This is a genomic window from Burkholderia sp. E168m22 (genome assembly GCF_001319805.1).
Lineage (GTDB): Bacteria > Pseudomonadota > Gammaproteobacteria > Burkholderiales > Burkholderiaceae > Burkholderia > Burkholderia orbicola.
This window is the reverse complement of sequence record NZ_BBSK01000009.1, coordinates 1-14,301: the sequence shown is the minus strand read 5'-3', so window position 1 is coordinate 14,301 and position 14,301 is coordinate 1. Positions and strand designations below refer to the sequence as shown.

The following is a 14,301-nucleotide window of genomic DNA, read 5'->3' as shown; positions in this document are numbered from 1 at the left end:
TTTTACGTTGTGCGCGCTACGCTGGCGCGCACCCGCTTTTCCCCGCCGCCGATTTCCCGGGCGGCGTTTCCAACATGCGCCGGACTGTTTTCCGGTAGCAAGGAGCACGACACGATGACCGAAGGTTCATCCCACGATACGCACGCCCCCGTGCAGGACCGCCCGGCCAACGGGCTCGAATTCGAATTGCTGACGACCGACGGCCACGCGCGCCGCGGCCGCGTGAAGCTCAATCACGGCACGGTCGAGACGCCGATCTTCATGCCGGTCGGCACGTACGGCACCGTGAAGGCGATCCAGCCGCGCGAGCTGCACGAGATCAAGGCCCAGATCATCCTCGGCAACACGTTCCACCTGTGGCTGCGCCCGGGCCTCGACACAATCGACGCGCACGGCGGCCTGCACGGCTTCATGGGCTGGAACAAGCCGATCCTGACCGATTCGGGCGGCTTCCAGGTGTTCTCGCTCGGCGACCTGCGCAAGATCACCGAGGACGGCGTCACGTTCGCGTCGCCGATCAACGGCGACAAGCTGTTCCTGTCGCCGGAAGTGTCGATGCAGATCCAGAAGGTGCTGAACTCCGACGTCGTGATGCAGTTCGACGAGTGCACGCCGTACGCGACCAACGGCGTGCCGACCACGCACCAGGAAGCAGCCGACTCGATGCGCATGTCGCTGCGCTGGGCGAAGCGCTCGCTCGACGAGTTCCACCGGCTCGGCAACCCGAATGCGCTGTTCGGGATCGTCCAGGGCGGAATGTTCGAGGACCTGCGCGACGAATCGCTCGCGGGCCTCGCGGAACTCGGCTTCCACGGCCTCGCGATCGGCGGGCTGTCGGTGGGCGAGCCGAAGGAAGACATGATGCGCGTGCTGCAGCACGTGGGCCCGAAGCTGCCGGCCAACAAGCCGCACTACCTGATGGGCGTGGGCACGCCGGAGGATCTGGTCGAGGGCGTCGCGAACGGCATCGACATGTTCGACTGCGTGATGCCGACCCGCAACGCGCGCAACGGCTGGCTCTTCACGCGCTTCGGCGACGTGAAGATCCGCAACGCGACGCACAAGAACTCGTTGAAGCCGCTCGATTCGACCTGCACCTGCTACACGTGCCAGAACTTCTCGCGCGGCTATCTGCATCACCTGCACCGGGTCGGCGAAATCCTCGGCGCGCAGCTGAACACGATCCACAACCTGCACTACTACCTGCAGCTGATGAGCGAGATCCGCGACGCGATCGAAACGCATACGTTCGACGCATTCCGGCAGCGCTTCGCGGAGGATCGCGCGAGAGGGGTCGACTGACGGGCCGGCCGGCGGCTCGCACCGCGGCCAGTCACATAGGACGCGTACTAATTGGTGCACTCAAATCGCCAGTCGCGACCGCCAAACATTACAATTACCTTTCCAAACAAGTCGCAACGGTATCGGTTCGTGCTTTAACAGCTTGATCCGAAAGCGCATTTGCCGATCCGTTCGCGCATGGGGCCGGTGGTAGAATAACCGGCTTATTTTTCGATCTTCCCCTACGGAGAGACCAACGTGCCGTTCATTTCCAATGCCTTCGCGCAAGGCGCCGGTGGCGCCGAATCGAGCCTGATGAGCTTCCTGCCGCTCATCCTGATGTTCGCGGTGCTGTACTTCATCATGATCCGTCCGCAGATGAAGCGTCAGAAGGAACACCGCAACATGCTCGCGGCCATGGCGAAGGGCGACGAAGTCGTCACGAGCGGCGGCCTCGTCGGCAAGGTGACGAAGGTCACCGAAGGCTACATCGGCGTCGAAATCGCCGAAGGCACCGAAATCACCGTGCAGAAGGCTGCCGTCACGACCATTCTGCCGAAGGGCACGATCAAGTCGCTGTAAGGCTTTCACCGAGCGTCCGGCTCCCCGCGCCGTGCCCGCCTGAGAGAGCGGGCCGCCGCGGCGCCGGACGCGACGCTTTCACGCCAACCACCCGTTCGGCCCCCTCATGAATCGTTATCCACTCTGGAAATATGTCGTGATGGTCGTGGCGCTCGCCATCGGCCTTCTGTACACATTGCCCAACTTCTTCGGCGAAGCGCCGGCGGTGCAGGTATCGAGCGGCAAGGCCACGGTCAAGCTCGACTCGACCACGCTGACCCAGGTCGAATCGGCACTCGCGTCCGCGCAGATCAAGCCGGACGACGTCACCTTCGAGAACACGGCGACCAGCGCGAACATCCGCGTGCGCCTGAAGGACACCGATACGCAGCTGCGCGTCAAGGACCTGCTGCAGAAGTCGCTGAACGCCGACCCGAACGATCCGCAGTACGTCGTCGCACTGAACCTGCAGAGCGCGTCGCCGCGCTGGCTGACCGCCCTGCACGCGCTGCCGATGTATCTCGGCCTCGACCTGCGCGGTGGGGTGCACTTCCTGCTCCAGGTCGACATGACGGGCGCGCTCACGAAGAAGCTCGACTCCGACGCGTCCGACGCGCGCTCGCTGCTGCGCGACAAGAACATCCGCGACGGCGGCGTGAGCCGCGTCGAGCAGTCCGTGGTCGTCAACTTCAGCGATGCGCAGACGGCGGAAGACGCCCGCAAGGTGCTCGCCGCGTCGATCACCGAGCTGCAATGGGCGACCCAGCCCGGTGGCGGCGGCACGCAAGTCGTCGGCACCTTCACGCCGGCCGTGCAGAAGTCGGTCGAGGACGCCGCGCTCAAGCAGAACCTGACGACGCTCCACAACCGCGTGAACGAGCTCGGCGTGTCCGAGCCGATCCTGCAGCAGCAAGGCAGCGACCGCATCGTCGTCGAACTGCCGGGCGTGCAGGACACCGCGAAGGCGAAGGACATCATCGGCCGCACCGCGACGCTCGAGGCGCGCCTGGCCGACCCGATCAACACGCACCCGAACCCGAACGACCCCGTGCCGCCGGGCGAGGAGCTGTTCACGCAAGGCAACCAGGCGCCGGTGCTGCTGAAGAAGGACGTGATCTTCACCGGCGACCGCATCATCGATGCATCGGCCGGCTTCGACGAACACCAGCGTCCGTCGGTCAACATCCGCCTCGATTCGGCGGGCGGCCGCGCGGTGCGCACCGTATCGCGCGACAACATCGGCAAGCCGATGGCGATGGTGCTGTTCGAGAAGGGCAAGGGCGAAGTGCTGACGGTCGCGACGATCCAGTCGGAACTCGGCGACCGCTTCCAGATCACGGGCCAGCCGACGCCGCAGGCCGCGGCCGACCTCGCGCTGCTGCTGCGCGCCGGTTCGCTCGCCGCACCGATGGACATCATCGAGGAACGCACGATCGGCCCGAGCCTCGGCGCCGACAACATCAAGATGGGCGTGCACTCGGTGATCTGGGGCTTCTGCGCGATCGCCGTGTTCATGATCGCGTACTACATGCTGTTCGGCGTGGTGTCGGTGATCGGCCTGTCGGTGAACCTGCTGCTGCTCGTCGCCGTGCTGTCGCTGATGCAGGCGACGCTGACGCTGCCCGGTATCGCGGCCATCGCGCTCGCGCTCGGTATGGCAATCGACTCGAACGTGCTGATCAACGAGCGCGTGCGTGAAGAACTGCGCGCCGGCCAGCCGCCGCAGCTCGCGATCCAGGCCGGCTACGCGCATGCGTGGGCGACGATTCTCGACTCGAACGTCACGACGCTGATCGCCGGCCTCGCGCTGCTTGCGTTCGGTTCGGGCCCGGTTCGCGCGTTCGCGATCGTGCACTGCCTCGGCATCCTGACGTCGATGTTCTCCGCGGTGTTCTTCTCGCGCGGGCTCGTCAACCTCTGGTACGGCGGCCGCAAGAAGCTGAAGTCGCTCGCGATCGGCCAGGTGTGGAAGCCGGAAGGCGCCGCTGCCGCCGCGTCGTTCACCGACGAGGACGAATCGACCGACACCGCGCGCGCCGCGAAGCTCGCCGCCCCGGCGAAGGGCAACGCGCCGCGCGCCGGCAAGCCGCAGTTGCGCAACCGCGCGCAGCAAGGCGTGTCGCCGAAGAAACCGGGCTCGACCCAATAAGGCCCCGGAGACGAAGCCATGGAATTTTTCCGCATCCGTAAAGACATTCCGTTCATGCGGCACGCGCTGGTGTTCAACGTGATCTCGCTGGTCACGTTCCTCGCCGCCGTGTTCTTCCTGTTCCACCGCGGGCTGCACCTGTCCGTCGAATTCACCGGCGGTACGGTGATCGAGGTGCAGTACCAGCAGGCCGCGGAGCTCGAACCCGTGCGCGCGACGCTCGGCAAGCTCGGCTACGCCGACGCGCAGGTGCAGAACTTCGGCACGTCGCGCAACGTGCTGATCCGCCTGCAGTTGAAGGAAGGCCTCACGTCCGCGCAGCAGAGCGACCAGGTGATGGGCGCGCTGAAGGCGCAGAGCCCGGACGTCACGCTGCAGCGCGTCGAGTTCGTCGGCCCGCAGGTCGGCCGTGAACTTGCGACCGACGGTCTGCTCGCGCTCGCGTGCGTCGTGATCGGCATCGTGATCTACCTGTCGTTCCGCTTCGAATGGAAGTACGCGGTGGCGGGCATCATCGCCAACCTGCACGACGTCGTGATCATTCTCGGCTTCTTCGCGTTCTTCCAGTGGGAGTTCTCGCTGGCGGTGCTCGCGGCGATCCTCGCGGTGCTCGGCTACTCGGTCAACGAGTCGGTCGTCATCTTCGACCGGATCCGCGAGACGTTCCGCCGCGAACGCAAGATGAGCGTGCAGGAAGTGATCAACCACGCGATCACGACCACGATGTCGCGCACGATCATCACGCACACGTCGACGGAAATGATGGTGCTGTCGATGTTCTTCTTCGGCGGCCCGACGCTGCACTACTTCGCGCTCGCGCTGACGGTCGGCATCATGTTCGGCATCTACTCGTCGGTGTTCGTCGCGGGCTCGCTCGCGATGTGGCTCGGCATCAAGCGCGAAGACCTGGTCAAGGAAAAGAAGACCGCGCACGATCCGGACGATCCGAACGCGGGCGCGCAGGTTTAAGCGCCACGCCGTTTCGGTATCGAAGCAAAGCCGGCCCGTCTGGGTCGGCTTTTTTTATGCGCGGCTCACCGTGGTACGGCACGCGGATGACTCGGCCGAGCCGCCGCGGGTGTCGGCTACAATCGTCACCGCCCTGCGCCGTCACATGCCGGCCGCGCGCCGGCCGGGCAAACCCCTCGCCATCCATCCGAACGTGCGGTCCCGATGATGCTTCCCATGCGTGTCGTTCGTCGCCTCACCGCCTGCGCAGCCGTCGCAGCCGCGTTCCCGTATGCGTCGCTCGTCGGTGCGCAACCGGCATCCGCGCCGCCCGCCGCTTCGCTGCCTGCCGTTGTACCCGCCGCCGCTTCGGTGCCCGCCACCCAACCGCCGTCGCCCTGCCCGCCCGACTGGGAACCGCAGCTCTGCGAACTCAAAGCGGCCGTCGAAGTGCTGAAGCGGCAACACCTGACCGACGTCGACATCGGCGCGCTGCTCGACGCCGCGACCCACGAAGGCATCAAGACGCTGCCGTATGCGCGCTTCTTCAACGCGAAGGAAGAGCAGGAACGGCGCGACGACGAGCGGCGCGCGCGCGACGGCACGCCGGGCATCGGCATCGTGTTCGAGACGCGGCCCGACGGGCTGCACATCATCGACGTGACTCCCGATGCGCCGGCCGAAAAGGCCGGTGTGCGGCCCGACGATCTCGTCGTCGCGATGAACGACAGGAGCGTCGTCGGCATCGACGGCGGCGAGTTGATGAAGCTCGCGAAGGGCGACGCGGGCGTGCCGCTGAAGCTCACGGTGCAGCGCGGCCCGCAGCATGCGGTGCTGACATTCGCGCCCGTGCGCGCGATCGTCAAGCCGCATCCGGCGACCGCGAAGCGGCTCGACGGCGACATCCTGTACACGCGGCTGTCGAGCTTTCCGGAGTCGGCGGTCGGCGACTATATCGACGCGGTGCAGGCCGCGCGCCGCGCGGGCCCGCCGGTGAAGCAGATGATCCTCGACCTGCGCATCAACGGCGGCGGCGCGCTCAATGCGGCGATCGGCATCACCGCGCTGTTCGCCGGACGCGACCGCACCGCGATGGTGACGGTCGAGCGCGACGGCACGCACCGCCACCGCTACACGACCAACTGGCCCGACTACGAACTGCCCGTCATGCACGGCCAGGACCCGCTCGCGCCGCTACAGGCCGACGACTGGTGGCGTACCGTACCGCTCGTGGTGCTGGTCGACGGCCAGAGCGCGTCGGCCGCCGAAGCGACCGCGGCGGCGCTGAAGGATCTCGGCCGCGCGACACTGCTCGGCATGCCGACCTACGGGAAAGGACTCGCGCAGACGGGCGTCGACCTGCCCGACGGCACGCGCCTGAATTTCACGTTCGCGCGCAACCTGCGGCCGAACGGCTGCCCGATGGATGGTTACGGCGTCGTGCCGGACCGGCTCGTGCCGCCGCGCCGCGACGCGGACGTCGACGGCGTGCTGCTGTGGTACCGGGAAGTCGATCTCGCCCGCGCGCCCTATGCGGACCGGCAGGCGCCCGACCCGTTCGCGCAGGTGCGCAAGGCCCGCCAGAAGCTGCGCGAAGCGCGCGTGCGCGCGAAGGTCGATACGGCGAGGAGCGCGGCGCTGCCGCAGCGCGCATTCGGCACGGCGGCCGACTGGCAGCTCCGTCAGGCGCTCAATGCCCTCGCCGGCCGCCCGGTGCAGACCATCGCCGCGCCCGCGCAACTGATGCCGGCGCAACCGGTCTGCGAGCGCGGCGGCAACTGACGCGCCGCCGCGCCGGACCGGGCGCCACGATGATAAATTGAATGCTCCAATCACTTCATCCGGACCCAGCCCGATAATGCGTACTCAGCCAGGCGGAGCCCTCCGGGGGTTCAAGTATTCACTCGTGACGACCATCATGGGCGCGCTTATCGGCAGCTTCGGCACCTGGATGGTCGACCGCAACATGGTCAGCGCAGCACGCGAGACGGCCCGTCTCGCAGAGCAACGCACGGCGTTCGTCGAAGTATGGGGGCAAGCCGAGCTATTCGCCTTGAAGCAAGCGCGATATGACGACTTCTCGTCGCTCGACGATTTGGCGGCGAAAATGCCGCAAAACCCGGTGTCAGCAATTTTCCGGAACAACTATCGTGTGCTCGGAGCTGAAGCGAATCGCGCCCAAGATGAAGCGCGTAACTCGCTCGCGGCCAAGCGCCTGCTCCTGTCGGAGTCGCAATACGCCACGGCCCGCCGCTTCATCGACGCCACATCCGCGGAGAACCGAACCGGAAAGCGCGTCACGGCGGCCAATCTCGAAGCGCTACGCGCGACTGCGAAGACGCTTCTCGCTAGCGACGGCTGAATCGCAGCCATCACTAGCTGCACGAGTCACCGAAACCCGAACCGCCGCCGCAGCACGACCAGCGCCGCGAGGCTCAGCACGGCCGCGAACATCAGATAGAAGCTCGGCGCGGTCTTCATCCCGGTCTCGCGGATCAGCCACGCGATGATGAACGGCCCGAAGCCGCCGAAGATCGTCACCGCGACGTTATAGGCGAGCGACATCCCGGTCGTGCGCGTCTGCACCGGAAACACCTCGGACAACAGGCCCGGCAGCGCCGCGAAGTAGCCGGTCATCAGGAACGCGAGCAGCACCTGCAGCGCGATCAGCGTGCCGAAGCCCGGATGCGCGACGAGATACGCGAACGCCGGATAGATCAGCACGAGGATGCCGACGGCCGGCGCGATCATCACGCGCACGCGGCCGTAGCGATCCGACCAGTGGCCGACGAGCGGCGCGAACGCCATCTGGATCACGCCGACCACGAGAATCGCGGCAAACGCGGCCGACGGCGCGAGGCCCAGCTGCTTCACGCCGTAGGTCGGCATGAACAGCACGAGATAGGTGGCGACGGTGCCGAGCACGACCACGCCCATCGCCGCGACGAGGCGCGCCTTGTGCGACGCGAACGTATCGCGCAGCGGGTTCGCGGTGCCTTCGGCCGCGAGGAATTCGGGCGTCTCGTCGACCTTGGTGCGGATGTAGTACGCGACGGGCCCGAGCAGCAACCCGAAGAAGAACGGCACGCGCCAGCCCCACGACGCCATCTGGTCGGCCGTGAGCTGCGCGTTCAGCACGGTGCCGAAGCCCGCGGCGAGCAGCGTCGTGAGCCCCTGGCTCGCGACCTGCCAGCTCGCGAAGAAGCCGCGCCGGCCCGGCACGTGCTCGGCGAGGAACGCGGTCGCGCTGCCGAACTCGCCGCCGGCCGAGAAGCCCTGCATCAGCCGCGCGGCGACGAGGATCACCGGCGCGGCGACGCCGATCGTCCCGTAGGTCGGCAGCACCGCGATGATCAGCGTGCCGGCCATCATCAGCAGGATCGACAGCGTGAGCGCGGCCTTGCGACCCGCGCGGTCGGCATACGCGCCGAGCACGATCGCGCCGAGCGGGCGCATGAAGAACGACACGCCGAACGTGCCGAGCGTGAGCAGCAGCGACACGGTGTCGTTGCCGGCCGGGAAGAACAGCTTCGAGATCGTCACCGCGAAAAAGCCGTAGACGACGAGATCGAACCACTCGAGCGCGTTGCCGATCGACGCGGCGACCACCGCGCGCCACACGCGCGGCGACGAGGCAATGGAGCTGGACTGCGTGACGGCATGCATCGGCGATCTCCTTGTCGTTGTACGTTCTGTTCGAGGCGGCCGCCGTCGCGCCGTCGGCCTGCCCGGCGCCGCATGGCCACATGCGGCGCTCGGGCGATTATAGGCGCGCAAAAAAAACCGCCGCGCTCCGGTAGCGGGAGCGCGGCGGTTTGCCCGCGGGGCCGGCGCGACGGCCGGCCCCGCCGGGGAGTCTTACTGCTGCTTGACCGCTTCGGCCGTGATCAGCAGCTTCGTCTTCATCTTGAAGCCGTACTGCTTGCCGTAGTCGAGGCCGAAATCGTCGCGGCTGAATTCGCCGACCGCGTCGACGCCGCACACTTCACGCTTGAGCATCGGGTGCGGCATGCACTTGAACGAATCGATCTTCAGCGTGAGCGGCTTCGTGACGCCGTGCAGCGTCAGGTTGCCGACCACCGACACCGGCTTGTCGCCGTCGAACTTGATCGTGCCCTTGTAGTTCGCCTGCGGGAACTTCGCCGCATCGAAGAACTCGGCCGTCTGCAGGTGCTCGTCGAGCTTCGCGCTGCCCGTGTGGATCGACGCGATGTCGGTCGTCACGTCGACCGTGCCGGTCTTCGCCGCGCGGTCGAGCGTCACGGTGCCGCTCGATTTGTCGAACTTGCCGCGCCAGACCGACAGGCCGCCGAAGTGGTCGGCCTCGAAGCTCGGGTACGTGTGGCTCGGATCGAACTGGTAGGTTGCGCTTTCGGCGAAGGCCGAGAACGACAGGGAAGCGGCCAGCGCGCCGGCAGCGATGATCAGATGCTTTTTCAAACTTTTTCTCCTGGAAACGGCGCCGCGCCCTCGCGCGGCATTCAGTTGAGGCGGCAACCTGCCGCTTACTTCGTGGCGACGAGATGGAACTTGATCTGCACTTCGTCCGCGACGATCGACGTGTCCTTCCACTCGCCGGTGCCGACGTTGAAGGTCGAACGCTTGATCGGCAGCACGCCGTCGAACGTCTGCGTCGCGCCGTTTTGCGCGACCGTGACGGGCACCGTGACGGTCTCGGCCTTGCCCTTGATCGTCAGCTTGCCGGTCACGTTGTACTTGTTGCCGCCGGCCGGCGCGATCGCCGACGACACGAAGGTCGCCTGCGGATAGGTCTTCGCGTCGAACCAGTCCTTGCCGGCGACCTGGTCGTTGTACATCTTGTCGCCGAGGTCGAAGCTCGCGACGTCGATCGTCATTTGCGCGCTGCCCTGCGCGGCTTTCGCCGGGTCGAACTTCACCTGCGCGGAAAACTTCTTGAACGCGCCTTCGGTCGGCACGTTCATCTGCTTCGACACGGCGGACACCTTGCTCTTCGCGAGATCGACGTCGGCATGCGCCGCGCCCGACGCGACAAGCACCGCCGCGGCGAACGCGGTCAGCATGGAACGGGAGAAAGACACTTTCATGGGATCCTTCATTTGGCAAAGGGAAGCATGCGCGACAGCAGGCCGTCGCGGTCCAACAACTGGTGCTTGAGCGCCGCGAGCACGTGCATCGCAACGAGCGAAAGCAGAATGTAATTCAAAGACACATGCAGCGTCTTGAAGGTTTCCTTGAGCGCCGGATCGGGGTCGATCAGGCGCGGCAGCGGCACGATGCCGAGATAGACGACCGGAATGTTCGACGCCGAGCTGTACAGGTAGCCCGTCACCGGGATCACGATCATCAGCACGTACAGCAGCATGTGCACGCCGTGCGACGCCGCGCGCTGCCACGCCGGCGTGTCGCCCGGCAGCGGCGGCGGGACGTGGGTCGCACGCCAGAGCACGCGCACGACGGCCAGCGCGAACACCGTCACGCCGATCCACTTGTGCCACGAGAAGTACTTCAGCTTGGTCGGCGTGAAGCCGGGAATGTCCGTCATCACCCAGCCGAGCGCGAAGCCGCAGATGATCAGCAGCGCGATCAGCCAGTGCAAGGCGATCGCGGTGTGCGCGTAGCGTGCCGGCACGGCCGGCGGCGATTTCGATGCCATCTTGGATTCCTCAGTTCAGCGAACGGCCGCGCCGGTAAATTCGTCCGACGCATGTCAAGGGCGCCATGCTACCGCAACCTTTTGACGTGCGCGGACTCTGAGGACAGGCGCGCCAGCCGGCTGACGGCTTCCCGCCATGTTACCGACCGGTCACGAAACTCACGATCCTTGACGCATCGAAAAAGCCCTTTTGGTAAGATTGGCGCGGGTTCCGGCCCCGTCGACGTGTTCCCCCAGCCGTCGCAACACCGCCTTTTCCATGCAACGATACGACCTGATTGCCTGCCACGAATGCGACGCACTGTTGCATAAACCGCGCCTGAGCGGCCGCCAGATCGCGCGCTGTCCGCGCTGCGACGCGCTGCTCTATCGCAACAGCACCACGCAGATCGAGCGCATCACCGCGCTCGCGGTCGCCGCGCTCGTCACGTTCATCATCGCGCAGACGTTCCCGATCCTCGAAATGGACCTGAACGGCACGCGCGTGCAGACGACCCTGATCGGCGCGATCGACACGCTGTGGCATCAGGACATGGAGATCGTCGGCGTGATGGTGTTCTGCTCGACCGTGCTGTTCCCGCTCGTCGAGATGGCCGCGCTGCTTTACGTCCTGCTGCCGATCCGCCGCGGCGTCGTGCCGCCCGGCCTCAACCTCGTGCTGCGCACGATCCAGCTCGTGCGGCCGTGGGGGATGATCGAGGTGTTCATGCTCGGCATCCTGGTCACGATCGTGAAGATGGTCAGCCTCGCGCGCGTCGTGCCCGACGCGGCGCTGTTCGCGTTCGGCGCGCTCACGCTGATGACCGCCGTCGTGCTGATGTTCGACCCGCGCACGGTGTGGGACATCGCCGACGACCTGCGTGCCGGCCGCGCGCCGGCGCGGCCCGACCCCGCCGCGCCGCTGCCGGACGCGCCCCGCCGATGACGAGCCCCACGCCGACCGCCGCCCGCGAGGGCTATGCCAGCTGCCACGCGTGCGGGCTCGTGCAGACGATCGACCAGCCGCACGCGCATTGCGCGCGCTGCGGCAGCGCGCTGCACATGCGCACCCCAAACAGCATCATGCGCACGTGGGCGCTGCTGCTCGCGGCCGCGATCCTCTACATTCCGGCGAACCTGCTGCCGATCATGCGCACCTCGTCGATCGTCGGCTCGCAGCAGGACACGATCATGAGCGGCGTCATCTATTTCTGGACGTCCGGCGACTGGCCGCTCGCCGTGGTCGTGTTCGTCGCCAGCATTCTCGTGCCGATGCTCAAGCTCGGCGTGCTGACGATCCTCGTCACCAGCGCGCAGCGCCGCGCCGCCTGGCGGCCGCTGCAGCGCACGCGCCTCTACCGGATCGTCGAGCGTATCGGCCGCTGGTCGATGCTCGACATCTTCGTCGTGACGCTGACCGTCGCGCTCGTCCATTTCCGTTCGCTCGCCGTCATCACGGCCGGCCCCGGCGCACTCGCGTTCGGCTCGGTCGTGATCCTGACGATGCTCGCGTCGATGCAGTTCGATCCCCGCCTGATCTGGGATCCAGTCGAAACCTCAGGGAATCACCATGAATAGTCCACAAGGCCCGCAGCACGACGCGCCCCGGCCACCCGATCCGGCGATCTCGACGAAAAGCGGCTGGCTGCCGTCGCTCGTCTGGCTCGTGCCGCTGATCGCCGCGCTGATCGGCATCGGCCTCGTGATCAAGTCCGTGCGCGAGCGCGGCCCGGAAATCACGATCAGCTTCCACAGCGCCGAAGGGCTCGAGCCGGGCAAGACCCAGGTCAAGTACAAGGACGTCGAGATCGGCACGGTCAAGACGATCAAGCTGTCGAAGGACCTGTCGCGCGTGCTGGTCCAGGTGCAGCTCAAGAAGGAAGCGGAAGACTTCGCGGTCCAGGGCTCGCGCTTCTGGATCGTGCGGCCGCGCGTCGGCGCGACCGGCGTATCGGGGCTCGGCACGCTGCTGTCCGGCGCGTACATCGGCGTCGACGCCGGCCACGGCCAGGACACGCTGACCGACTTCACGGGCCTCGAAACGCCGCCCGCCGTCACGGGCGACCAGAAAGGCACGCAATACGTGCTGCGCGGCGATTCGCTCGGCTCGGTGGACATCGGCTCGCCGGTCTACTACCGCCGCGTCCAGGTCGGCCAGGTGGTCGGCTTTTCGCTCGACAAGGACGGCACGGGCGTCACGTTCAACGTGTTCGTCAATGCGCCGTACGACCAGTACGTCGGCATGAATACGCGCTGGTGGCAGGCGAGCGGCGTCGATCTGCGGCTCGATTCGAGCGGCCTGAAGCTGAACACGCAGTCGCTCGCGACCGTGATCCTCGGCGGCATCGCGTTCCAGACGCCGCCGAACCAGGGCAGCGGCACGACCGCGCCGAACAACACGACGTTCCGCCTCGGCTCCGACGAGGGCGACGCGATGCGCGACCCGGACGGCCAACCGCTGCAGGTCGTGATGAACTTCAACCAGTCGCTGCGCGGGCTCGCCGTCGGCGCGCCGGTCGATTTCCGCGGCATCGTGCTCGGCGAAGTGACGAACATCGGCATCGACTTCGATCCGAAGACGAAGAACTTCCTGATGCCGGTGACGATCAACGTATATCCGGAACGCCTCGGCCGCCGCTTCCGCGAGACGATCGAAAGCAAGGGCGAACCGGCGCGCCGCGAGATCGTGGAGCGGCTCGTCCAGCACGGGCTGCGCGGCCAACTGCGCACCGGCAACCTGCTGACGAGCCAGCTGTACGTCGCGCTCGACTTCTTCCCGAAGGCGCCGCCCGTGAAGATCGATACCGCCCACCTGCCGTTCGAGCTGCCGACCGTGCCGAACACGCTCGACGAGCTGCAGCTGCAGGTCGCCGACATCGCGAAGAAGCTCGACAAGGTGCCGTTCGACCAGATCGGCGCGAACCTGAACAGCGCGCTCGCGAACGCCGACAAGCTGTTCAAGCAGCTCGACACGCAGGTCGCGCCGGAAGCGCGCGACACGCTGTCGGCCGCGAAGCAGACCTTCTCGACCGCCGAGGCGACGCTGCAGCAGGATTCGCCGCTGCAGTCCGACGTGCGCGGCGCGCTGAAGGAGCTCACGCGCACGCTGCAATCGCTGAACGCGCTCGCCGACTATCTGGAGCGCCACCCCGAATCGCTGCTCAAGGGCAAGCCAGGAGATAAACAATGACGACACGCGTGAACGGTTTCGCGAGCGGCGCGGCGGCGGCGCTCGCCGCACTCGCGCTCGCCGCATGCAGCTCGCCGCCCGCACGGTTCTACACGCTCAGCCCGGCCGACGCCGCGGCGCCGCTGCGCACCGCGCCGGCCAACCCGGCGTTCCTGATCGAGGTGCCGTCGGTCGGCGTGCCCGAGCAGGTCGCGAAGAGCCAGCTGGTCGTGCAGAAGAACGCCGCGCAGGTCGACGTGCTCGAGCAGGAACGCTGGGCGTCGCCGCCCGCCGACGAGATCCGCCGCGCGCTGTCGGACGATCTGGCCGCGCAGCTCGGCACGATCGACGTCGCGAATTCCGCGTATCCGGCCGGCGTGCCCGTGTACCGCATCAGCGTGAACGTGCAGCGCTTCGAATCGTGGCCGGGCAAGCGCGCGGCGGTCGACGCCGTCTGGAGCGTGCGCTCGCTCGCCACGCAGGCCGTGATGACCTGCCGCACGAGCGTCGCGGAACCGGTCGCCGACGGCTACGACGCGCTCGTCGCCGGCCACCGGCGCGCGCTCGACGTGATTGCCA

At 67.0% G+C, this 14,301-nt stretch carries 14 protein-coding genes; 10 read left to right on the top strand and 4 right to left on the bottom strand.

The features are described 5' to 3' along the window. Positions 1-114 precede the first annotated feature (114 nt). The 6 genes from tgt (at position 115) to AP428_RS00885 (ending at position 7,301) form a co-directional block, all read left to right on the top strand. Positions 115-1,302 (top strand): tRNA guanosine(34) transglycosylase Tgt, encoded by a 1,188-nt coding sequence (gene tgt / locus AP428_RS00910; RefSeq protein WP_011694154.1) that lies wholly within the window; start codon positions 115-117, stop codon positions 1,300-1,302. A gap of 237 nt (positions 1,303-1,539) precedes the next feature. Then, positions 1,540-1,863 carry a preprotein translocase subunit YajC gene (gene yajC / locus AP428_RS00905; RefSeq protein WP_006476868.1) on the top strand — a complete coding sequence of 108 codons (324 nt, stop codon included), beginning with the start codon at positions 1,540-1,542 and terminating at the stop codon, positions 1,861-1,863. Between the two features lie 106 nt (positions 1,864-1,969). Beyond that, positions 1,970-3,991, top strand: a complete 2,022-nt coding sequence (secD, locus tag AP428_RS00900; protein WP_006476869.1) for a protein translocase subunit SecD — start codon at positions 1,970-1,972, stop codon at positions 3,989-3,991. 18 nt (positions 3,992-4,009) lie between these two features. Continuing rightward, positions 4,010-4,960 carry a protein translocase subunit SecF gene (gene secF / locus AP428_RS00895; RefSeq protein WP_006476870.1) on the top strand — a complete coding sequence of 317 codons (951 nt, stop codon included), beginning with the start codon at positions 4,010-4,012 and terminating at the stop codon, positions 4,958-4,960. A gap of 216 nt (positions 4,961-5,176) precedes the next feature. Then, a complete protein-coding gene (locus AP428_RS00890) occupies positions 5,177-6,721 on the top strand; it encodes a S41 family peptidase (protein ID WP_231691670.1) in 1,545 nt (514 codons plus the stop codon). 124 nt (positions 6,722-6,845) lie between these two features. Then, a complete protein-coding gene (locus tag AP428_RS00885; protein WP_156349287.1) occupies positions 6,846-7,301 on the top strand; it encodes a hypothetical protein in 456 nt (151 codons plus the stop codon). A 26-nt stretch (positions 7,302-7,327) separates the two neighbouring features. Here AP428_RS00885 and AP428_RS00880 read toward each other — a convergent pair whose 3' ends face one another. From AP428_RS00880 to AP428_RS00865, 4 genes are all read right to left on the bottom strand, one after another. Continuing rightward, complete coding sequence (locus AP428_RS00880) at positions 7,328-8,605, bottom strand: MFS transporter (protein ID WP_011544618.1); 1,278 nt, start codon at positions 8,603-8,605, stop codon at positions 7,328-7,330. Positions 8,606-8,797: 192 nt separating this feature from the next. After that, on the bottom strand, positions 8,798-9,379 hold the full coding sequence (locus AP428_RS00875; protein ID WP_006476873.1) for a YceI family protein: 582 nt from the start codon (positions 9,377-9,379) through the stop codon (positions 8,798-8,800). Positions 9,380-9,444: 65 nt separating this feature from the next. After that, the gene (locus AP428_RS00870) at positions 9,445-10,005 is read right to left on the bottom strand and encodes a YceI family protein (protein ID WP_054927432.1); all 561 of its coding nucleotides are present in this window, start codon (positions 10,003-10,005) and stop codon (positions 9,445-9,447) included. 8 nt (positions 10,006-10,013) lie between these two features. Beyond that, positions 10,014-10,574 (bottom strand): cytochrome b, encoded by a 561-nt coding sequence (locus tag AP428_RS00865; RefSeq protein WP_054927371.1) that lies wholly within the window; start codon positions 10,572-10,574, stop codon positions 10,014-10,016. Positions 10,575-10,833: 259 nt separating this feature from the next. Between AP428_RS00865 and AP428_RS00860 the strand changes: the two genes are divergently transcribed. From AP428_RS00860 to AP428_RS00845, 4 genes are all read left to right on the top strand, one after another. Then, positions 10,834-11,499: a paraquat-inducible protein A gene (locus tag AP428_RS00860; RefSeq protein WP_011544616.1), complete on the top strand. Its 666-nt coding sequence runs from the start codon at positions 10,834-10,836 to the stop codon at positions 11,497-11,499. Further along, positions 11,496-12,131, top strand: a complete 636-nt coding sequence (locus tag AP428_RS00855; protein ID WP_054927370.1) for a paraquat-inducible protein A — start codon at positions 11,496-11,498, stop codon at positions 12,129-12,131. The genes AP428_RS00860 and AP428_RS00855 overlap by 4 nt, the downstream gene beginning before the upstream one ends. Next, positions 12,124-13,743 (top strand): intermembrane transport protein PqiB, encoded by a 1,620-nt coding sequence (locus AP428_RS00850; protein ID WP_006476877.1) that lies wholly within the window; start codon positions 12,124-12,126, stop codon positions 13,741-13,743. Before AP428_RS00855 ends, AP428_RS00850 begins: the two co-directional genes overlap by 8 nt. Continuing rightward, on the top strand, positions 13,740-14,301 hold a 562-nt coding region (locus AP428_RS00845; protein WP_054927369.1), incomplete at its 3' end, for a membrane integrity-associated transporter subunit PqiC. The genes AP428_RS00850 and AP428_RS00845, both read left to right, overlap by 4 nt.